Source organism: Marinobacter shengliensis, assembly GCF_030297115.1.
Taxonomy (GTDB): Bacteria; Pseudomonadota; Gammaproteobacteria; order Pseudomonadales; family Oleiphilaceae; genus Marinobacter; species Marinobacter shengliensis.
This window is the reverse complement of sequence record NZ_AP028062.1, coordinates 1,307,800-1,328,166: the sequence shown is the minus strand read 5'-3', so window position 1 is coordinate 1,328,166 and position 20,367 is coordinate 1,307,800. Positions and strand designations below refer to the sequence as shown.

The window sequence follows — 20,367 nt, the reverse complement described above, 5'->3', positions numbered from 1 at the left end:
ACTCCACAAGCAGCACGTACGTTGGTATTGAGCTTGTTGGCTCAGTGATATGCCGGGCGCACCCTGCCCTGTTGCAGGGCGCGCCCGGCTTTCCTCAGCCTCAGTTAGTCACCAGTTTGCACTTGCTCTCAGAGAGTGGGCGGTAGGCTTCATCGGCCGGTATGGTCCGCAGGATCTTGTAAAGATCCCATTCGTTCTTGGACTCCGCCGGCGTTTTCACCTCGGCCAGATACATGTCGTGCACCATCCGGCCATCTTCGCGGATACGACCATTGGTGGCGAACATGTCGTTGATGGGTGTGTCCATCATCTGCTTGCGAACGGTTTGGGCATCGTCCGAGCCTGCCGCGGCCACCGCATTCAGGTAATGCAGGGTGCTGGAATAGATACCCGCATGCACCATGGTGGGCCGCACACCGGTTTCTTTCATGAAGCGGTCTGACCACTCACGGGTGGCATCGTTCATGTCCCAGTACCAGCCGGTGGTGAGCTGGATACCCTGGGCTGTGTCGACACCCAGCGCGTGCACGTCGGTCAGGAACAGCAGCAAGGCGGCCAGGGTCTGGCCCGCCTGGGTAACACCGAATTCACTGGCGGTGGTGATGGCGTTGGTGGTATCTGAACCGGCGTTGGCCAGGCCAACGACATCCGCACCAGAAGCCTGGGCCTGTAGCACGAAGGAGGAGAAATCCTGGGTCGGGAACGGATGGCGAACAGAACCGACGATCTCACCTCCGTTGGCCTCCACCACGCGGGTAACGTCTGCTTCCAGGGCGTGGCCGAAGGCGTAGTCTGCGGTCATCAGGTACCAGCTCTTGCCGCCCTCTTTAACCACCGCACTGGCGGTGCCGTTGGCCAGCGGATAGGTGTCATACACATAGTGGATGTGGTTGGGGGTGCAGTGCTCATTGGTGATGCTTGAGGCGGCAGAACCAGAGACAATGCCCAGTCTGTCGTTTTCTTCAAGGATCTTGCTGACTGCGATGGTGACAGACGAAGCCACCAGGCCGGCAACCATGTCTACCTTGTCGTTTTCCACCCAGCGGCGAACCGTGCTGGAAGACGCATCGGGGTTGTTACGGTCATCGGCACTGAGAACTTCGATCTTGGCGCCGTTCACAGTGCCACCGAAATCCTTGATGGCCATCTGCAGGGCCTTGAGGCCATTGGGGCCCGCCAGGTCACGATAGGTACCAGACATATCGGCCAGGTAGCCGATCTTCACCGTATTGTCGGAAATGGCCGCCTGCGCGCCACTCACCATCAGGGCTGAGGCAACGGCTGAGGTCAGAAGCTTTTTGGTCATTGTCATTATTGTATCTCCGCTACTGTCTTGCGTTGGTTGATGTTGTTGGAGTTATTGGTTTTGTTGCACCTGTTCTATCCGGAGTTCAGACCCCCAAATAGCCGTCCAGCACCGATTGTTTGGCACTCAGTTCATCGGCGTGGATTTCTTCCACAATCTGCCCATGCTCAACCACGTAATGCCGGTCAGCCAGCGGGGCTGCAAAGTGGAAATTCTGTTCAACCAGTATGATGGTCAGGCCTTTCTCTTTGAGCGCCATCAGCACCTCGCCCAGCTTCTCTACGATCACAGGTGCAAGCCCTTCTGTGATCTCATCGAGCAGGAGCATGTTGGCGCCGGTGCGCAGGATACGGGCCATCGCCAGCATCTGCTGCTCACCACCGGACAGCTTGGTGCCCTGGCTGAACCGACGTTCATACAGGTTGGGGAACATGTTGTAGATGTCTTCCAGGCTCATGCCGCCACTGCGCACCACCGGCGGCAAAGTGAGGTTTTCCTGGACGTTGAGAGATGAAAAAATGCCCCGATGTTCGGGGCAATACCCCACTCCCAACCTCGCAATATGGTGCGGCGCGCACTGCATGGTTTCTTCGCCGTTGATCATGATGGACCCGGTGCGGCGGCCCACCATATTCATAATGGCCTTGAGGGTGGTGCTGCGGCCGGCGCCGTTGCGGCCAAGCAGGGTGACCAGCTCGCCACGCTTAACCACTAGGTCGACCCCGTGGAGAATGTGAGATTCGCCGTAAAAGGCGTGCAGGCCAGACACCCGCAACTGTTCGTAGTCTTTCTGGGGATTCTGGCTCATTGTGCTGCCTCCGCCTGCTCGGCGGGACTCTTGCCACCGCGTTCTCCGCTGCCATCGCTGCCCATGTACACTTCACGCACTCTCGGGTCTGCAGAGACAGCTTGATAATCGCCTTCCGTCAGCACAGCACCCTGGGCCAGCACCGTAATGCGGTCGCACAATTTGCTGACCACACTCAGGTTGTGCTCCACCATCAAGACGGTGCGGCCTGCGGCGGCCTTGCGCACCAACTCCACCACCCGCTCTACGTCTTCCGAGCCCATGCCCTGGGTTGGTTCGTCCAGCAACAGCAGCTTTGGCTCCATCGCCAGGGTGGTGGCCAGTTCCAGCGCGCGCTTGCGGCCATAGGCCAGTTCTACGGTGGTGGTGTTGGCAAATTCGATAAGGCCGACGGAATCGAGCAATTCCATGCAGCGCTGGTTCAGCCTGTTCAGGGAGGCGCCGGATTTCCAGAAGCTGAAAGACGTGCCCTCTGCGGTTTGCAACGCAATGCGGATATTCTCCAGCGCCGTCATATGGGGAAACACCGCCGATATCTGGAAAGAGCGGACGATACCCTTACGGGCAATGGCGGCAGACTTCAGGGAGGTAATGTCTTCACCGTGGTAGAGGATCTGGCCTCTGGTCGGGCTCAGGAATTTGGTCAGCAGGTTAAAGACCGTGGTCTTGCCCGCGCCATTGGGCCCGATCAGTGCATGAATATCACCCTGCCGGACCTGCAGGTTGACGTTATCAACCGCTACAAATCCTTTGAATTCCTTGACCAGGTTACGGGTCTCGAGAACGAACTGTTCACTCATGAGCCACTTCACCTTTTGTTATTGTTGTATTTAACAATCAACCCACAGATTAGATTGACGTATACGTAAACGTCAAGAACAAACTTGGTTATTTTTCCGGCGGTATGGAATAGGTCATGGTGGAGTGCGCAACGGGCTCTTCCGAGCCCTCGGAATACACAAATACTTCACCCACACCGATGGTTCGCCCCACCTTGAGAATGGTCGCCCTGGCCCAGATAGGCGCATGAGCCACGGGCTTCCTGAGGAAGTTGATATTCAGGTTGGTGGTGACGGCCAAAGGCACCAGGCCAATCTTGCTGAGCAACGCGGCATACATGGCAACATCGGCCAGCCCCATCATGGCGGGGCCAGACACGGTCCCCCCGGGGCGCAGGTGTTCTTCGTCTACCTCCAGCTTCATTTCTGCCCAGCCATCACCCAGTTCCTGCAGGGTGCCGTATGAGGCCCCCTGCGGAAACTGCTCTTCAAGGAAATAGCGCAGCTCCTCAAAGGTAATCTTCATACGGCGACTTCCTCTTTGGCCCGGTTGCGCAACACAAAGCGTTGGATCTTGCCGCTGGGTGTTTTCGGCAACTCTTCCACAAACTCGATTTCCCGCGGGTAGGCATGGGTCGACAAGCGGTGGCGAACCAGTTCCTGCAGCTCTTCCTTGAGCACGGCGTCGTCTGCCGGCTCCTGACCGGATTTGATAACCACATAAGCCTTGATGATCGAGCCACGCTTTTCATCCGGCTTGGCCACCACACCGGATTCGGCCACCGCCGCGTGCTCCAGCAGTGTACTTTCCACATCCGCTGGCCCTACGCGGTAACCTGCTGTGGTGATAATGTCGTCGTCACGGCCGCTGAAGGAGAAACTGCCATCGCCATGGCAGATCACCATGTCGCCGGTCAGGTAGTAGCCGTTCACGAACGGGTCTTTCTCGCCCCAGGTGTAGCCATCAAAATGGAACAGCGGCGACGCCTTGAGATCCACTGCCAACTGGCCGATTTCGCCCTCGCCCACTTCTTCATTTTTTTCGTTCAACGCCACTACTCTGTGGCCAGGCGATGAGAACCCCATGGAGCCCTGGCGAATCGGGTGGTCCAGGCCGTGGAAGTTGCAACAGGTCATGCCGGTTTCAGTCTGGCCATAATGATCCTTCACCGGGCAGAAGTGACGTCGAGCAATCCAGTTCACCACCTCCGGATTCAGGGGCTCGCCGGCGCTGCTGCACACCCTCAGGCCAAGATTCTCCCCTTCCGGAAGAACCTGATCGTTCGCCTTGAGCAGACGATAGGCGGTCGGCGCCGCTGCGAGGTTGGTGATCCGGTACTTGCGGATCATCTCGTAGGTGGATTCCGGGGTGAACGGATTGGGATTGAAATGGGTGGCGTGGCCCATCAACAGCGGGCCGGTGACTGCGTAATAGAGGCCGTAGGCCCAACCGGGATCAGCCACGTTCCAGAATACGTCGTCATCGCGCAGGTCGATGGCGTATTTCATGTAAACGTAGAACGCCAGCAACGCCTTGGCGGGCACGGCTACACCTTTGGCCTTGCCAACGGTACCGGAGGTAAACATCTGCAGGAACGGATCGTTGCCAGTGATCATTACCGGCTCGCACTGGTCTGACTGCTCCGCCAACACCGCATCGAAATCGCGCACATCCGCACCGGTGGCCGCCGCGTTCAGGCACAGTACCGGCGGGCAGTTTTTGACTTCTTCCAGCTTGGGGTAGTTATCTGGATCGGTCACCACCAGCCGGGTGCTAGCCTTCTCCAGGCGATACTCGATAGCGCCGGAACCAAAGGCGGTGAACAGCGGCTGGTACACGGCGCCCAGGCGCAGGGTTCCGGCAATCACAATCAACAGCTCCGGCCCCCTGGGCAGAAGGCCGGCTACCCGGTCACCTTTGGTGACTCCAAGAGACTTCAGGTAGTTGGCGAAACGTGCAGACGCGGCTTTGAGCTCAGCGAAGGTCAGGGTTCCGTCACCGCCGCCGATTTTTTCGTAGTAGAGCGCAACCTTTTGCGGATCAACGGCCCATCGGTCACAAATTTCGTGGCATACGTTCAGGCCACTCTCCAGGCGTCCGTCCAGGATGTCCGCTTCCAGTGCGGCCGCATCAAACTGGTTGTACACGTCATTGTATTGCGGAAGGCTCATCGTACACTCCGTTTGTTGTCGTTGTTGGTTGTACAAACTTCAATCAGGTTTAGCACAGCCTTCACTTTACGTAAAGGTAAACTTTTGGCTAAAGGACGACCAACAAACGGAAGTCTCCGACGGAAACTAATCCCTGTTTTAGATTATGAGCTGCGATTGAGGCGGATAGCCAAATCTCCTGGATTTGGTCGGCATCTGCCTGTTTATTATTCTCGAATCATATGACTGCCTCCGGAGAGGCTCATATGCCTTAGGTGTTTTTTGTCCAGGTGAACTCCATCTGATGCGCTGTCTTCTCCGCCAACTCAACACTGTGCAACCTGCTCACCAGATGCAGGCTCATATCAATACCAGCGGATATGCCGCCAGAACTTACAATACGACCCTCATCAACCCACCGAACACCCTCAAGCACATCGAGTTGGCCGAACAATCTTCTGAGCTCCGGAATGTCTTCCCAGTGCGTCGTCACCTTGCATGACAAGGACTGAACGGCATTGGCCAATAGAAAGACGCCGGTACAAACGGTAGCCATAGTCTCGACGGACTCAGCTTGGCGCTCAATCCAGTTGGCCACCGTCTTATTTTTCATTTCTGAAGTATGAACACCGCCAGAAATAATCAGTACATCCAGCGGCGGGTGATCTTTGATTGAATAATCTGGAAGGACCTTGTAGCCACCGCGGGCCGGTACGGCTTCGCTGCTCTCAGCAATCAAATAGACAGAAAACGGCGCTTCCGCCCCACACAGGCGCGACGCTGTTGAGAAAACTTCGAATGGTCCGGAAAAGTCCAGAACTTCAGCCTCAGGGTAGATATAAATGCCAATATTCACTTAGTTCTCCAAAACACAGAACGCCGGATGTTGGATGGTGCATTCCGCTGAAGGCTTACATGTGTTGGAAGCCGGACGTGTTGAGCCCGTTAATTTCCGTCATGATCCTTTCAATAACCTGTGTTCGCACCGCAGGTTTGATCCTTTCTTCTGGATAACACCTGACCAGATCAATATGACTTACGCCCTCGTGCGCATGGAACATGTGGTTTTCGACCCGTTGCGTTGCACTGCTCCCGAAAGCCTCGTTCATTTGGTGACTTTGGTCGCACCCGAGCAAGTCTCCCTGCGAGAAGAAATTAAGGCACACATCAACATTTGTCGGTACGTTACGAGGATCAAACCCCCACCGTCCGGGGAATACTCGCCCCAGCCCTCCTGCGGCGATGCTGACGAGCAGGGCAATCTCCACACCTCGTCGCTCAAGCTCGCGTGCAACCTTGACCGCATGAAACCCGCCCTGACTATACCCGAGAATCACGAGCTTCCGCCCCTCGCGACGTGATGCTTGCAATTCATCTGATATCGAATCAACCGAGTGCAGGTGGCCGTACATTGTCACGTCTGACAACCCCTTGCTTCTGAGGTAACGCAGCAGGTTGCGCTGCATCAGTCGTCGGGCCATGAAGCCGTGAATCACCGCAACTCGCGGACCAGCGTAGCCGCTGTTTGTCTTTGGTCGGTCAGGGATCTGCAACCGTTGAACTAAGCTCAGAAGTTTACTATCCAAGAAGCGTCACCTTGCATGCCTAACGCCCGCAATCGAGCGCTTGTCGCGTGGATTGATTTGTTATGCCACCTGAACCAAAATATACCAATTATTGGTACTAGCGAGATAGCATCATGCAAAAGAACACCAGCATCACTCTAGGCCAACATTTTGATGCGTTCATTGCGGAACAACTCAAAACTGGCCGATACAGCTCAACCAGCGAAGTTGTTCGTGCAGGATTGCGCCTGCTTGAAGAGTCCGAAACCCGCCTGACTACGCTCCGCAAACTTCTTAAGGAAGGCGAAGATAGTGGCTTTGAAGACTACTCTTATGACTCTTTCATTCGCGAACTGGACAACGAAGAGCGCTAATGCTGAATTTCAAGCTTTCCAGGAAGGCCAAAGCTGATCTCAAATCTATTGCACTGTACACGGAGCGTAAATGGGGCCGAGATCAACGAAACCACTACATTCTCCAGTTTGACCAGTGCTTCCACCTACTGGGCGAAAACCCGAATCTGGGGCAAACCTGCGATGGGATCCGCGCGGACTACCGACAGTATCCCCAAGGAAGTCACATCATATTCTATCGGGTAGCGACCGACAGTGTCGTTGAGATTATCCGTATTCTACACAAACGCATGTTACCAGATGGGCATCTCCTTTAGGGCATAACGCCCGCCAGGGTTCGCTGGCGCACGCCTCACCTATCGGCTTTAATTATCTGAGTTACTCATTCACAACAGCCAGGCGGTACTTGCCTGCCGGAGTTTTGGCTCTGGTGTATGTCAGCAAGGTGTGGGCATGACAGGAGGTCATTACCATGAAGCGCATCGCCATTTGCTTTGACGGCACCTGGAACCGGCCAGAGGAAAACATCGGCGAGGATTTCCCCACCAATGTTCTGCAGTTTGCCCGGGCTATTCGGCCCACGGATGACCAGGGCGTGGAGCAGGTGGTGTTTTACGATTGGGGCATTGGCTCTTATCACGACCAGCTTCGGGCCGGTGCGACGGGCAAGGGGCTGGAGAAGAATGTGATGGATGGCTACCGGTTTCTGGTTCACAACTACGAGCCGGGTGATGAGATCTTTCTGTTTGGTTTCAGCCGCGGCGCCTACACGGCTCGCAGCCTGTGCGGCATGATCAATAACTGCAGCATTCTGAAGAAGGTTCACGCCAATCAGATTGAAAACGCGTTCAAGCTGTACAAAACCAAGAAGCATCCCGCCAATGGCGAACATGCCATGGCCTGGAAGAAGACACATTCGTTAGAGCTGCGCACTCCTATCAAGTTTGTGGGTGTGTGGGATACCGTAGGTGCCCTGGGGCTGCCGTTTACCTTTTTCGGGCTGATTAAGGATAAAGACCTGTTTTATGACAGGGAGATTGGCAGCAACATCGCAACGGCCCGGCACGCGTTGTCTCTGGATGAGCAGCGGGAGGATTTTGAACCCACGCTTTGGGAGCCGAGGAACGGCACAGACATCCAGCAGGTGTGGTTTGCCGGGGTGCACTCGGATGTGGGCGGCGGCTACGGCCCGGACAAGTCGAATCAGATTCTGGCAGACATTCCGCTACTCTGGATGGCAGACGAGGCAAAGAAACAGAAACTGTTGTTCAATAACAATCTGCCCTCCCAAACCCATGTAACGGCCGAGCAGCACAATGAATACAAGGGCAAGTACCGGCTGCTGGGTAAGCTGGTTCGCACCATCCCCGTACCCGAGGCCAACCTGACCTACGTACACCCCAGCGTTAAGACGCGCTACAGCAGCGGTTACCGCAGCGAGCCGATTGAGCAGTACATCAAAAGCCATGGCCAGTGGCCACCACTCTGGGGCGGGTGATCAGCCCTTTGTGTTTCGTGCTAGTCTGGTGAGATTAACTGGAGCCCCAAGTTGGTTAATTAAAGCTGAGACCCACGCAATGCATCTTCCATTCTGGCTGACAACGGCCCTATTGTTTCCGGTATTGCTGTACCAGGGGAAACGCACCCGGCGTACCACGCCCCGATTACCGGAGGCCTCTGGCTCTCCGTGTGGGCAGTTTGGCGAGGGCGAGCCCGCCAGGCGCGTTCTGGTGATCGGAGAATCCACCGCCGCCGGCGTGGGTGTTGATAACCACGAACAGGGTCTGGCCAGCCAGTTGGCGAAGCAGATCCATGAACGCACCGGCCAGGCCATTGCCTGGCATACCTTTGGGGTGAACGGTATTCGCCTGGGAGCCTTGAACAAGCAGCTCGCGAAGGCGGACCTGCCAGAAGCAGACCTGGTGATCCTGAGCATGGGGGTGAACGACACTACCGGGTTTACCCCGAGGTATCGTTTCCGCCAGCAATTACTGGAGTTACGAGATTTACTCGGTACACGTTACCCAGCGCCGTTGGTGCTGCTCAGTGTTCCGCCCATGCACCTGTTTACCGCACTGCCCGCGCCGTTGCGGCACGTTATCGGGTGGCGGGCACGGTTGCTGGATCACCTGTACAAGACACTTGCCAGCGAAACGCCGGAGCGGTTCTCTTACGCTCACTACCCTGTCATTTCAGACCCGGAATTGCTGGCCAGTGATGGCTATCACCCCGGGGAGAAAGGTTACCGTTACATCGCGCAAGCCCTGGCAGCCCTTCCTTAGGAGTTTCATGGCAACACAATCCACGCCGTCATCCGATAAACACACCAAGTCACCTTCCGAGCGGGACCTGTACTTGGATGCCCTGCGTGCCGGTGCTTTGCTGGTGGTGGTATTCGGGCACTGGATAGCCACCCTGCCCCGGTTTGATGGTGGCCTGGAAATTCAAACAGAACACCTGCTAAAGATCTGGGAGCCATCAGGATTTATCACCTGGTTTGTGCAGGTGGTGCCGCTGTTCGTGTTTGTATCTGCCACCGTCAGTGCCGATGGTGTGGCGCACCGGATGGCTCAGGGGCACCGGCAGATGCATTGGTGGGCAGGGAGAGCGCTGGCGCTGGCCAGGCCTACGGTGACGTATCTTGCCGCCATTACCCTGATTGCCCTGCTTTCACTCTACACCGGCGGCCGGGTGTTGGGGCCGTTTAACCAGTCGCTCACCATACATTTATGGTTTCTGATCATGCTGCTGGCCGTGCAGGCGCTGTTGCCCCTGAGCGTGGAGGCCGACAGGCGCTGGGGCCTGGGGGCGGTCGTTGGGCTGGTTGTGGCAGCCGCGGTGGTGGATGTTGTGCGGGCCATGCCCGGCTCAGCGGCGGATATTCTGCGCCTGGGACACCGGGTAACGGATTCGGCAGACAGCATCGGCTGGATCAATGCCGTGCTGGTTTGGCTGTTACCCCAGCAGCTGGGCATCGCCTGGAAGCGGGGTCGCTTCAGGGGCGTGTGGACGGGTCTGTTTTTCCTGGTGCTGGGCGGCTTCTGGCTGGTGGCTGCCCTGGCCAGTGGATATCCCATCGGCATGGTAGGGCGGGATTTTCACGGCGACAGCAACATGCTGCCCCCCACACTGGCGCTGGTGGGCGTAATGTGGCTTCAGGTTGGCGCGGTTCTGTTCTTCGAGCGGCCGGGGCGCTGGCTGCTGGACAGGCGCAGAATCAGCGGGGCGGTCACCATGCTCAGCGCCCTGAGTATGCCCCTGTACCTCTGGCACAAACTGGCAGAACTGCCGGCCGCCTGGCTGGGCGACCGTTTCGGGTTGCCTGTCGACGCCGGTTTGCCCGGTGAACCCGGCTTCTGGATGGGGCGATTCTGGTGGATTGTTCTCTGCAGCCTGATGGTGGTGCCGGTCATCGCGCTGGTGGTGGCTTTTGAAATGCGACGCAAGCAAGGCGTTGTGACAACCTCCAGGCCCCGAATCATCCTGGCCGGCGGCTTCTCGCTGATGGCCGGGCTGGTTGTCAGCCTGGCACTCGGTGCGCTACCGGGCGCCCTGATTGGTCTGCTCGGAGTTGCGGCTGCGTCCTGGCTGTTGCGGGTGCATCCCCAGCCAGGACGATAACCGGATCGTTACAGCGCCGCCTTACAAAGCTGAGCCGCTCAGTCCCCCTTGTAGAGCCGGAGGATGCTGGAAAAATCCAGCTCACCATTACCCTGCCCCGCATGCAGCTGGAACAGGTTGCGGGCCAGTGAGCCCATGGGGATAGACGCCTGGTTCTTCACCGCGTTATCAAATGCCAGGCCCAGATCTTTCGTCATCAGGTTTACCAGAAAGCCACCCTGGTACTCTCGCGATGCCGGCACGCCCTCCATCACACCCGGCCAGGGGTTGTACACGTTCAGCGCCCAGTTGCCGCCAGAGCTCTGCTTCATGATTTCCGACAGCACCGCTGGGTCCAGGCCGTTCTTGGCGCCCAATGCCAGCGCCTCGCTGGTGCCTGCCATCAGGATGGCCAGCATCATGTTGTTGCAGATCTTGGCCACCTGGCCGGCGCCGTGGGGGCCGGCGTGGAAGATGTTTTTTCCCATGCCTTCCAGGACAGGTTTGGCGCGATTGAAAGTGTCTTCTTCGCCACCGCAGATGAAGGTGAGGGTGCCGGCTTTGGCACCGCCTACGCCACCGGACACCGGGGCATCGATGAACGCCAGGCGCCGTGCTGCAGCGGCTTCCGCCACGGCGCGGGCAGTCTCCGGGGCAATGGTGGAGGAATCAATCACCAGGGTGCCTTCCGGCAAGGCTGAGAGCAGGCCGTCCTCGCCCAGGTACACCGCTTCCACATGTTTGCCGGCCGGCAGCATGGTGATGATGCACTCTGCCCCTTCGGCCGCGGCCTTGCCGGAATCCGCGGTGCTGGCACCTTCGGCCACCAGCGCCGCAACGGCGGGCTGTGACAGATCGAATACGGTCACATCATGCCCGGCCTTGAGCAGGTTAGAGGCCATGGGCGCGCCCATGTTGCCCAGGCCGATAAAGGTAATCTTCGCCATGTTGCTTCTCCTTGTTGTTGTAGTGAAGCCAAGGGGCAGTGGTTAGCCCTCGGCTTCCTGGCTGAAAAACTCGTCTACCCAACTGTTGTCGATTTCCCCCAGCGAGGCGTAGCGCCAGCGGGGTTGCATGTCTTTATCAATCAGCAGGGCGCGGATGCCCTCGGCAAACTCACCTTTTCTCAGGCATTGCTTCGCCATGACCAGTTCGTTGTCCAATACCTGGGCCAGGCTTTGCAAACGGCTGCGGTGGTAATGCTGCCAATGCAGCGCCAGCGACGTCGGGCTGGCCGAGGCCAGGCCTTTCACAGATTTGCCCAGCCAGTCGTTGCGGCTGCCGAATTCCTGCAGGCGACCAACCACCTGTTCCAGGGAGTCAGCATCGGTGGCTTGCTGGATCTCGTCGTAATGCTGCCGCACCGGTGATTCCAGCACAGCATCCTGGCTTTGCTGCTCGTACCTGCGCAGTACCTGACTGACCACGGCGTGGCTATCGGCACCTTGCCAGTCGGCTGCAACCAGGGTGTCGACCACCTGCGCTTTAAGTTCCTGCTTCACGAATTGGTCCGCCATGCCGGTGAACAACGCGTCGGCAGCGTTCATCCGGGCGCCGGTCAGGCCCAGGAACAGGCCGATTCGCCCGGGCATGCGATTGAGGAACCAGCCGGCGCCGATGTCCGGGTACAGGCCGATGCTTACTTCCGGCATCGCCAGTTTCGAGTGCTCGGTAACCACCCGGTGGGAAGCGCCCACCATCAGGCCGATGCCACCGCCCATCACAATGCCGTGGCCCCAGCAAATGATCGGTTTCGGGAAGGTGTGAATCTGGTAGTCCAGCTCGTACTCTTCGGTGAAGAACTGGTCGCCCTCGCCGAGTTTTCCCGGCTCGGTCATGCTGCGGTACAGAGACACGATGTCTCCGCCGGCGCAAAAGGCCTTGTCACCCTCGGCTTCCAGCCAGACCGCGCACACCCTTTCGTCTTCCGCCCAGCGGGTCAGTTGGGGTTTAAGCAGGCGGATCATCTCCATAGACAACGAGTTGAGGTTGCGCGGTGTGTTCAGCCGCGCCACGGCAATCAGCTCACCACCGGTGGTTGTCCACTCTTCAAAAATAATGGGTTGCTCGCTCATAGCAGTCTCAACGGTTATTGGTTCTTCCAGGCTGGCTTGCGCTTTTCCAGGAAGGCATTCACGCCTTCTTTCTGGTCATCGGTGTGGAACAGTTCTACGAACAGTTCCCGCTCCATGCGCCAGCCGTCGCTGTGGCTGCGACCGTCACGGGCACTCATCACCAGTTGCTTGCAGCGCGCAATGGACGACGGGCTTTGCTTGCAGGCGCCTTCCGCCAGCTTCAGGGCCGCTGCCAGCCCCTCGCCGGAGGGCACGACTTCTTCCACCAGGCCAATCTGCAGGGCTTTCTGGGCGTCCACCCGTTCGCCACACAGGATCATGCGCTTGGCCCAGCCTTCACCCACCAGCCAGGGCAGGTTCTGGGTGCCGCCAGCACAGGGCAAGAGGCCAACGCTGGCTTCCGGCAGGGCCATCTGGGCGTGCTCCTCGGCAATACGGATATCGCAGGACAACGCACACTCCAGGCCACCGCCCATGGCGTAGCCGTTGATGGCGGCGATAGACACGCCCCGGAAAGCGGTAAGCGCGGCGAAGGCTTCGCCAAAACGCTGGGCCATGTCGTTGGCCCGGGCAAGATCCCCGTCGGCGAAGGTTTTCAGGTCCGCCCCGGCGGAGAAGAACTTTTCGCCCTGGCCGGTGACGACCAGGGCAAAGATGTTGCGGTCCTGGTTGAGTTCTTCCACCAGTTTCGCCAGTGCTGCCAGGGAATCCGCCGTCCAGGTGTTGGCCGGTGGATTGGCGATGGTCAGGATGGCAATGTGGTCGCGTTTCTCAAGTTGAATCAGGTCACTCATGATCGGTTCCTTGTTTTGTCTCTGGCCGGTTACTGGATGGCTTCTACCACGCCATCCTCCAGCAGCCGGCGGGCGATAATCAGGCGCATGATTTCGTTGGTGCCTTCCAGGATCTGGTGCACCCGCAAATCCCGCAGGTAGCGCTCGAGCGGATACTCACGGATATAACCATAGCCGCCGTGCAGCTGCAGGGCCTCGTTGGCCACGTCAAAACAGGCGTCGGTGGCGAAGCGTTTGGCCATGGCGCAATGCAGGGTGGCTTCCGGGTCGCCGCTGTCCAGCTTGAAGGCCCCCAAACGTACCATTTGCCGGGCCGCTACCAGGTTGGTGGCCATATCCGCCAGCTTGAACTGCAGGGCCTGGAACGCCGCCAGGGGTTTGCCGAATTGCTGGCGTTCATGCATGTAGTTGCGCGCCCGCAACAGGGCCGCCTGGGCGCCGCCAAGGGAGCAGGTGGCAATATTCAGGCGACCGCCGTCCAGCCCTTTCATGGCGATGGCAAAGCCGTCGCCTTCCTCACCCACCCGGTTACTGGCGGGAATGCGCACATCTTCCAGGGTGACCATACGGGTTGGCTGGCTGTGCCAGCCCATTTTCTCTTCGTTCTTGCCGTAGGAAATGCCTTCGGCATCGGCCGGAATCACGAAAGTCGAGATACCCTTGGCGCCGCTGTCGGCATCTCCGGTTCGGGCCATCAACACCAGAATATCGGTGGCACCGGCACCGGAGATAAACATCTTGCTGCCGTTGATCACATAGCTGTCGCCGTCTCGCACCGCACGGGTACGCAGGCTGGCGGCATCGGAGCCGGCCCCAGGCTCGGTCAGGCAATAGCTGGCCAGCCATTCGCCGCTGGCCAGTTTGGGCACAAACGCCTGCTTCAGATCGTCCGAGGCAAAGCTGGCTACCATCCAGGTGGCCATGTTGTGGATGGTGATAAACGCAGCGGTGGAGGGGCAAGCCATGGCCAGCTCTTCCACGATCACCGAGGTATCCAGGCGGGACAGCCCCATGCCGCCCAGGGCTTCGGGCGTGTACATGCCCATAAAGCCCATCTCACCCGCCTGCTTCATCACCTCCACCGGGAAGATGTGTTCGGCATCCCATTGGGCCGCGTGCGGTGCCATGGATTTCTCGGCGAAGGCACGGGCGGCATCGCGGAAGGCCAGTTGGTCTTCGGTCAGGTTGAAGTCCATTACCCGGCTCCTCCTTTAGCGAAGCTGAATTGAGAAGTTCGCCTCGGATGAGGTGGCTTCGCTGGAGAACCACCGGGATGTCACGGTTTTGGTTTCGGTGTAGAAGCGAACCGCCTGCTTGCCATAGGCGTGCTGATCGCCGTAGAAGGAACCTTTCCAGCCGGTGAACGAGAAGAACGGCAGGGGCACCGGAATCGGCACGTTGATACCCACCTGGCCCACATCAATCTCATGCTGGAACCGGCGCGCGGCGCCACCGTGGTTGGTGAAGATAGAGGTACCGTTACCGTAGGGGCTGTTGTTGATCAGCGCGATGGCTTCGCCCAGGTCGTTGGCGTTCATGCAGGTCAGCACCGGCCCGAAGATTTCCTCCTTATAGATATCCATCTCCGGAGTCACGTTGCCAAAGAGGGTTGGCCCAACCCAGTTGCCGTCGGGCAGGCCGTCCACGGTGCAATTCCGGCCGTCCAGCAGAAGTTGCGCACCCTGCTTCTCGCCGGTGGCAATCAGTTGCTCAATACGCTCCTTGGCCTTGGGGCTGATGACCGGGCCGTAGCTGGCACCGGAATCGTTCCAGGCACCGGGGCGCACTTTCGCCATGGCCTCTTTCAGTTCCGGAATCCACTCCTGCGCCGCGCCCACGAATACCGCGACAGAAATGGCCATGCAACGCTGACCGGCGGCTCCCACGGAGGCGCCTACCAGGGCATTGATCACTTGCTGTTTGTCGGCATCCGGCATGATCACCATGTGGTTCTTGGCGCCCGCAAAGCTCTGTACCCGCTTCATGTGGCTGGTGCCGGTTTCGTAGATGTAACGCCCCACCGGCACCGAGCCGACGAAGGAAATGGCTTTGATGGCCGGGTCTGTGAGCAAGGTATCCACTTGCTCTTTCGCGCCATGCACTACCTGTAGGACGCCCTTCGGCGCACCCGCCTGCTCGAACAGCTCGGCCAGGCGCATGGGGGTCATCGGGTCTTGCTCGGAGGGCTTCAGGATAAAGGTGTTACCGCAGGCGATGGCCATGGGGAACATCCACAGCGGGATCATCGCCGGGAAGTTAAACGGAGTGATGCCCGCACACACGCCCAGAGGCTGAACCCAAGAATGGGTATCCACTTCGCGGGCTACGTTCTCTACCGTCTCCCCCATCATCATGGAGGCGACATTGGCAGCGTGCTCCACCACCTCAATACCGCGCCAGACATCGCCCTTGGCGTCGTCAAAAGTTTTGCCGGTTTCCTGGGACAGGATTTCGGCAATCTCATCGTGGTGTTCTTTCAGCAGTGCCTGGTAACGCAGCATCACCCGGGCACGCTCGGACACCGGGGTTTCTTTCCAGCTCTTGAACACTTCCCCGGCGTTATCGATGGCCCGGCGCATTTCGGCTTCGGTGGCACAGGGCACCTGGGCGATCACTTCGTTGGTGGCGGGGTTGGTGACGTCGATCCAGTTTTCGGTCTGGCTCTGCGCAAATTCACCGGCGATGTACTGAGGTATCTTCTTCATGCTGATAATCCCTGTTTGTTGTTATGCGGGAACGCCGTTTCCCATCTGGAAGCGGCACGATATGAAAAGAGCGTAGCATGGGGTTTGGCAAAGGGTGATTGACTAAATTTCGCCCATGATGGATTATTTTTCGATGCCACAGGAACCGAGAACCCCGAAAACCACCCAAACCTCGCAATGGCCGGTGCCGCCAGACAGCGTGCGCTATGTGGTGCCGGAACCAATTGTGCGCTTGCTAGCCAAGCACCCATTAACCCGCGAGCTGTACCCATTGGCTTTTGGCCACTACCGCAGGGCCGCTGGCCATCACATGCACCGGGAACACCATCGTGACAATCTTTTGATCTATTGCACTGAAGGCCAGGCCTTCCTGAATGTCGCGGGCGAGCCCCTGACGGTTAACGCGGGGGATCTTCTGCTGCTACCCGCCGGTGCCAGCCATCGCTACACCGCCGCACCGGACAACCCATGGACCATTCACTGGGTGCACTACACCGGGCCGCTGGCAGAAGAGTTCAGAAACTACATGGGGTTTGATGGCAACAACCACGTTCGCCATCTGGGCCGGCAACCGAGGCTGCTGGTGGATTTCAACGGACTGTTGTCGGTTCGCCAGACCGGGTTTCGCGCCCGGGGGCTGATTCACGCCAGCAACCGTTTGCGACAACTGCTGGCCGCCGTGCCCCTGAATGCCGACGAAACCGGCCTGGCGCAACAGGCGGAGCTGGAAACCATCCATAACTACATGCGGGAACACCTTGAGGAACGGCTAACGTTGCAGCAACTGGCGGAACTGTCCGGCTTGTCGCCGGCGCACTTTGCCACCCGCTATCGGGCGCAGACTGGCACCTCACCCATTCAGCACTTCCTGCACCTGAAGGTGGAGCGGGCCTGCCAGTTGCTGGACACCACCAGCCAGAGCTTCGCCGACATCAGCCGGCAACTGGGTTATGACGACGCCTATTACTTTTCCCGGTTGTTCAAGAAGGTGATGGGCAAGTCCCCGAGTGACTATCGCCACACGGCACGACATTGACAGCCACCGGGGAAAGGGGCGCTACAGAGTGTTCTTGTGGACACGCCCGCCTTTCATGATTAGTCGCAGATTGGTATTCGGATCATTCAGAAATTCCAGCCCTTGCTCCGGATTGCCATCCACCACCAACAGGTCCGCCAGCGCCTCCGGCTCCAGGGTGCCAAGCTTGCCCTGATAGGGGCTTCTTGGGCCAGACATGGCGAGTAGTTCACCATTACGGCCGGTCGCCATGGCCAGTGTAGTAAGCGAGTCGTAAAAGCGCGTGAGTTTGGCCAGGTGTCGCAACTGGTTTTTGGTGTTCTGGGGGCTGAAGAGTATATCGGTGCCCCAAGCTGTCTTGACGTCAAAGCGTTGGGCCATCTCGTAGGCCCGCACGGTGCCTTCGGCCACCATACGTTGTGATTCGCGGCGCGCGGCATCGGGATAGACATTGGAATCTTCATCCTGCAGGAAGGGTTGCAGGCTCCACCAGGCGCCCTCGCCGGCCATCATCCGCACGCTTTCCTCATCAGCCAGCTGGCCATGCTCGATGGACTTTACCCCTGCGCGCAAAGATCGCTGAATGCCCTTGGATGTGTAAACGTGTACGGCCACGTAGGTGCCCCAGTCGTCTGCTGCCTCTACGGCGGCGCGCAGTTCCCGTTCGGTAAACTGGGTGCTGTCCAGCGGGTCATAGGTGGAGGCCACGCCACCGCCGGCCATCAGTTTGATCTGGGAGGCACCCAGCATCAGCTGTTCACGGGTGCGCCGGAGCACTTCCGCTTCGCCGTCGGCAATCACGGCAACGCCCTGTTTTTCCTGCTCACTCAGAGGCGAGGCTGTCCCCCTCGGCACTTCGTGCCGCATGCGAAAATCGCCATGGCCGGAAGTTTGGGAAATCATGGCACCGGCCGGGAAAATTCTTGGACCATCCACAATGCCCTTGTCGATAGCGCGTTTTAGGGCGAACGAGGGGCCGCCTACGTCTCGAACCGAGGTAACACCACGCATCAGGGTGCGTTCGGCCTCTTTGGCTGCAACCAGATGCACGTAGCCTGGGTCTGCGGTCATGGCTTCCAGCTGGCTGATGCCCGCCAGCGTGGTGTGCCAGTGGGCGTCAATCAGCCCCGGCATGACAACACGACCGCCGCAATCAATGACCTCTGCATCACCGGCGTCTGTGCCGTTGGTTAGCAGGGCCTGAATACGGCCGTCCTGAATGCGAATGGCTACGCCGTCACGCAGTGGCCCGCCGCTGCCATCAAACAACCTCAGGTTTTTCAGCAGCATCGGCCGGTTATCATCTTTTGGCTGCTGGCTCAGTACGCTCGGGGCGTGCAATGCCGCAAACATCGCCATCACACCGGCCATACCTCCGATGAATTGGCGGCGACTGATGTCCGCCATCATGCGCTCATGGAACTGTGTCAATAAAGGTGAGCCACATTGGCAGGCGCCGTGGGCGTGGTGGTGATGCAACGGATGAAATTTAACGGCGTGGGGTGTCGCAGGCATCAGACAGCTCCTTGTGATTTGTACCCGATTATAGACAATCTGGGCTATGCTGCGAGCCGGCCTGGCCGCCTTTGAATCCATCTACACAGCGATCTCTGCATGCAGCCACTGGATAGTAAAGTTGTTGAACAAGCCTTGCACTGGTGTGATGAGGGGCATGACTTCTGGTTCTGTACGGTGGTGAGCACCTTTGGCTCCTCACCCCGAGCGCCGGGTTCCTGGTTGATCGCCCGGCAGGATGGTGCCCACTGTGGCTCGCTTTCTGGCGGGTGTGTGGAAGAAGATTTTCTGGCCCGCCTGCAGGACAACACCTTCAAAGGGCGCATTAATCGCATTCGCTACGGCGCTCCGGACGGCCCAAACAATCCCCGCGTAACCCTCCCCTGTGGCGGAGTACTGGATGTTCTGATTGAGCACTGGCCAGCATCTTCGGCTTCCCGAGAGCATTTTCTGGCGCTGCAGTCAGCACTATCGGGAGACGGGCCGATTGCCCGGGTGGTATCACTGGAAACCGGAGACATTCACCTGGAACCAGAGAGCGAGTTGGGCGCACGGGTTACCGAAGAGACAGACCGGGCCCGCCTGAGATTGCGTGTTGGCCCGGTTTCGCGATTGGTTATTGCAGGGTTGTCACCGGTTGCCACCGCCTGCGCAAGCTTTGCACACAGCTTGGGCTTTGAAGTCATTGTGTGCGACCCAAGGCCCGAGGAAGTTCGGCACTTCAACCTGGCGGACGTGACACTCCAACAGGAGCTGCCCTCGGTGTTTATTGCCCGTGAGGGCTGCCATCGCGCTACCGCAGTGGTCGCGCTCACCCATGACCCGCGCATTGACGATACCGCCATGATGGAGGCCGTGAAAACCGACGCTTTTTACATCGGCGTGATGGGGTCCATGAAAACCTCAGAAAAGCGGCGGGAACGTCTGGTGCGCATTGGCGGACTGACCGAGCAACAGATCCGCAGGATTCATATGCCCGTAGGTTTGAATATCGGCAGCAAAACGCCCGCAGAAATTGCCCTGGCGGTGATGGCAGATATTATTCGGGTGCGGCAGGGCATCTCGCGCCAACAACTTTGATCTTGCTTGTCTGGCCGTTGCATCGCTTCTACAGTTAAGCTCAAATGCTCTTTAGCCCCCTATTCAGCGAAGGAACCGATTGATGGTCAGAAACACAACCACGGCTCTCGTTATTACTATGGCGAGCGCGGCACTTGCCGGATGCAGCAGTTTCCAACCTGTTACCAGTGGTACGGAAGATCCCTGCGCTACCCTTCAGAACATAGTGGCGGATTATCCCACCGGCTTCGCTGATTACCGGGGAAGCAGCAGCAACTTCAATTCTGTGACCATCTACCGGGCAAAAGAGCAACTGATCAAGGGCCATTGCGAGATCTGGGCCTGGGGCAACGGAGACTCCGCCTATACCTGCACAGTGTCTGCTCCGGATAAGGAGGTTGCGGAAACCATGCACGCCCGTGCCGCAAGCGAACTGTCTGAGTGCCTTGGGCCAAATTGGCAAGCCGAAAAGGGCGTTCGAGAGCGTGATGGCAAGCCCGCGGGCGAGCGAATTCAGTTCACAAGTGGCGAGCCCAAGGCACCGGCTGTCGCCTTGCACCGGGTAGAAGACCACCGCCGACATTCCGTGTACCTGTTCATCGGGACCGACGCCCGCTCCCCGCAACAGACTGACTGAGGCGC

21 protein-coding genes are annotated in these 20,367 nt (G+C 58.6%); 8 read left to right on the top strand and 13 right to left on the bottom strand.

The genetic code is table 11. The features are described from left to right. Window positions 1-100: 100 nt before the first annotated feature. The 7 genes from QUE75_RS06160 to QUE75_RS06130 form a co-directional block, all read right to left on the bottom strand. Window positions 101-1,312 (bottom strand): ABC transporter substrate-binding protein, encoded by a 1,212-nt coding sequence (locus QUE75_RS06160; RefSeq protein ID WP_106693753.1) that lies wholly within the window; start codon window positions 1,310-1,312, stop codon window positions 101-103. Window positions 1,313-1,391: 79 nt separating this feature from the next. Beyond that, entirely contained in the window at window positions 1,392-2,114 is a 723-nt protein-coding gene (locus tag QUE75_RS06155) for an ABC transporter ATP-binding protein (protein ID WP_061333515.1), read from the bottom strand. Next, entirely contained in the window at window positions 2,111-2,914 is an 804-nt protein-coding gene (locus QUE75_RS06150) for an ABC transporter ATP-binding protein (RefSeq protein WP_138437652.1), read from the bottom strand. Before QUE75_RS06150 ends, QUE75_RS06155 begins: the two co-directional genes overlap by 4 nt. Window positions 2,915-3,002: 88 nt before the next feature. Next, window positions 3,003-3,419 carry a PaaI family thioesterase gene (locus tag QUE75_RS06145; protein ID WP_061333513.1) on the bottom strand — a complete coding sequence of 139 codons (417 nt, stop codon included), beginning with the start codon at window positions 3,417-3,419 and terminating at the stop codon, window positions 3,003-3,005. Next, the gene (locus QUE75_RS06140; protein ID WP_286254390.1) at window positions 3,416-5,065 is read right to left on the bottom strand and encodes an AMP-binding protein; all 1,650 of its coding nucleotides are present in this window, start codon (window positions 5,063-5,065) and stop codon (window positions 3,416-3,418) included. Before QUE75_RS06140 ends, QUE75_RS06145 begins: the two co-directional genes overlap by 4 nt. 250 nt (window positions 5,066-5,315) lie before the next feature. Beyond that, window positions 5,316-5,900: a DJ-1/PfpI family protein gene (locus QUE75_RS06135; protein ID WP_286254388.1), complete on the bottom strand. Its 585-nt coding sequence runs from the start codon at window positions 5,898-5,900 to the stop codon at window positions 5,316-5,318. Between the two features lie 55 nt (window positions 5,901-5,955). Further along, window positions 5,956-6,630 carry an alpha/beta fold hydrolase gene (locus QUE75_RS06130; RefSeq protein WP_286254385.1) on the bottom strand — a complete coding sequence of 225 codons (675 nt, stop codon included), beginning with the start codon at window positions 6,628-6,630 and terminating at the stop codon, window positions 5,956-5,958. 113 nt (window positions 6,631-6,743) lie between these two features. On the opposite strand from QUE75_RS06130, the gene QUE75_RS06125 reads away from it, so the two are divergent. The 5 genes from QUE75_RS06125 to QUE75_RS06105 all read left to right on the top strand — a co-directional run bounded on the left by QUE75_RS06125 (window position 6,744) and on the right by QUE75_RS06105 (window position 10,583). Next, window positions 6,744-6,983, top strand: a complete 240-nt coding sequence (locus tag QUE75_RS06125; RefSeq protein ID WP_058091653.1) for a type II toxin-antitoxin system ParD family antitoxin — start codon at window positions 6,744-6,746, stop codon at window positions 6,981-6,983. Next, window positions 6,983-7,279, top strand: a complete 297-nt coding sequence (locus QUE75_RS06120) for a type II toxin-antitoxin system RelE/ParE family toxin (protein WP_286254382.1) — start codon at window positions 6,983-6,985, stop codon at window positions 7,277-7,279. The genes QUE75_RS06125 and QUE75_RS06120 overlap by 1 nt, the downstream gene beginning before the upstream one ends. Window positions 7,280-7,434: 155 nt before the next feature. After that, window positions 7,435-8,460: a DUF2235 domain-containing protein gene (locus QUE75_RS06115; RefSeq protein ID WP_072677782.1), complete on the top strand. Its 1,026-nt coding sequence runs from the start codon at window positions 7,435-7,437 to the stop codon at window positions 8,458-8,460. Between the two features lie 79 nt (window positions 8,461-8,539). After that, window positions 8,540-9,244, top strand: coding sequence for an SGNH/GDSL hydrolase family protein (locus QUE75_RS06110; RefSeq protein WP_286254379.1), 705 nt, complete (start codon window positions 8,540-8,542; stop codon window positions 9,242-9,244). A gap of 7 nt (window positions 9,245-9,251) precedes the next feature. Continuing rightward, complete coding sequence (locus QUE75_RS06105) at window positions 9,252-10,583, top strand: acyltransferase family protein (RefSeq protein WP_286254377.1); 1,332 nt, start codon at window positions 9,252-9,254, stop codon at window positions 10,581-10,583. A 38-nt stretch (window positions 10,584-10,621) separates the two neighbouring features. On the opposite strand, the gene mmsB is transcribed toward QUE75_RS06105, so the two are convergent. Genes mmsB through QUE75_RS06080 form a run of 5 tightly spaced genes read right to left on the bottom strand, consistent with a single transcriptional unit; the run spans window position 10,622 to window position 16,136 of the window. Continuing rightward, window positions 10,622-11,509 (bottom strand): 3-hydroxyisobutyrate dehydrogenase, encoded by an 888-nt coding sequence (mmsB, locus tag QUE75_RS06100; RefSeq protein WP_286254374.1) that lies wholly within the window; start codon window positions 11,507-11,509, stop codon window positions 10,622-10,624. Window positions 11,510-11,551: 42 nt separating this feature from the next. Then, window positions 11,552-12,637: an enoyl-CoA hydratase/isomerase family protein gene (locus QUE75_RS06095; RefSeq protein ID WP_286254372.1), complete on the bottom strand. Its 1,086-nt coding sequence runs from the start codon at window positions 12,635-12,637 to the stop codon at window positions 11,552-11,554. A gap of 14 nt (window positions 12,638-12,651) precedes the next feature. Then, the gene (locus tag QUE75_RS06090; protein WP_286254370.1) at window positions 12,652-13,431 is read right to left on the bottom strand and encodes an enoyl-CoA hydratase; all 780 of its coding nucleotides are present in this window, start codon (window positions 13,429-13,431) and stop codon (window positions 12,652-12,654) included. 29 nt (window positions 13,432-13,460) lie between these two features. Further along, complete coding sequence (locus QUE75_RS06085) at window positions 13,461-14,627, bottom strand: acyl-CoA dehydrogenase family protein (protein ID WP_286254368.1); 1,167 nt, start codon at window positions 14,625-14,627, stop codon at window positions 13,461-13,463. Between the two features lie 15 nt (window positions 14,628-14,642). Continuing rightward, window positions 14,643-16,136: a CoA-acylating methylmalonate-semialdehyde dehydrogenase gene (locus QUE75_RS06080; protein WP_286254366.1), complete on the bottom strand. Its 1,494-nt coding sequence runs from the start codon at window positions 16,134-16,136 to the stop codon at window positions 14,643-14,645. Window positions 16,137-16,251: 115 nt separating this feature from the next. Here QUE75_RS06080 and QUE75_RS06075 point away from each other — a divergent pair, with 115 nt between their 5' ends. Further along, on the top strand, window positions 16,252-17,172 hold the full coding sequence (locus QUE75_RS06075) for an AraC family transcriptional regulator (protein WP_061333501.1): 921 nt from the start codon (window positions 16,252-16,254) through the stop codon (window positions 17,170-17,172). Between the two features lie 21 nt (window positions 17,173-17,193). Here the strand turns inward: QUE75_RS06075 and QUE75_RS06070 are convergent, their stop codons facing one another. Further along, a complete protein-coding gene (locus QUE75_RS06070) occupies window positions 17,194-18,666 on the bottom strand; it encodes a metal-dependent hydrolase family protein (protein ID WP_286254363.1) in 1,473 nt (490 codons plus the stop codon). Window positions 18,667-18,765: 99 nt separating this feature from the next. On the opposite strand from QUE75_RS06070, the gene QUE75_RS06065 reads away from it, so the two are divergent. Together QUE75_RS06065 and QUE75_RS06060 are read left to right on the top strand one after the other, a co-directional pair. Continuing rightward, window positions 18,766-19,746, top strand: a complete 981-nt coding sequence (locus QUE75_RS06065) for an XdhC family protein (protein WP_286254362.1) — start codon at window positions 18,766-18,768, stop codon at window positions 19,744-19,746. Window positions 19,747-19,828: 82 nt separating this feature from the next. After that, the gene (locus tag QUE75_RS06060) at window positions 19,829-20,362 is read left to right on the top strand and encodes a hypothetical protein (protein WP_286254359.1); all 534 of its coding nucleotides are present in this window, start codon (window positions 19,829-19,831) and stop codon (window positions 20,360-20,362) included. The last annotated feature ends 5 nt before the right edge of the window (window positions 20,363-20,367 follow it).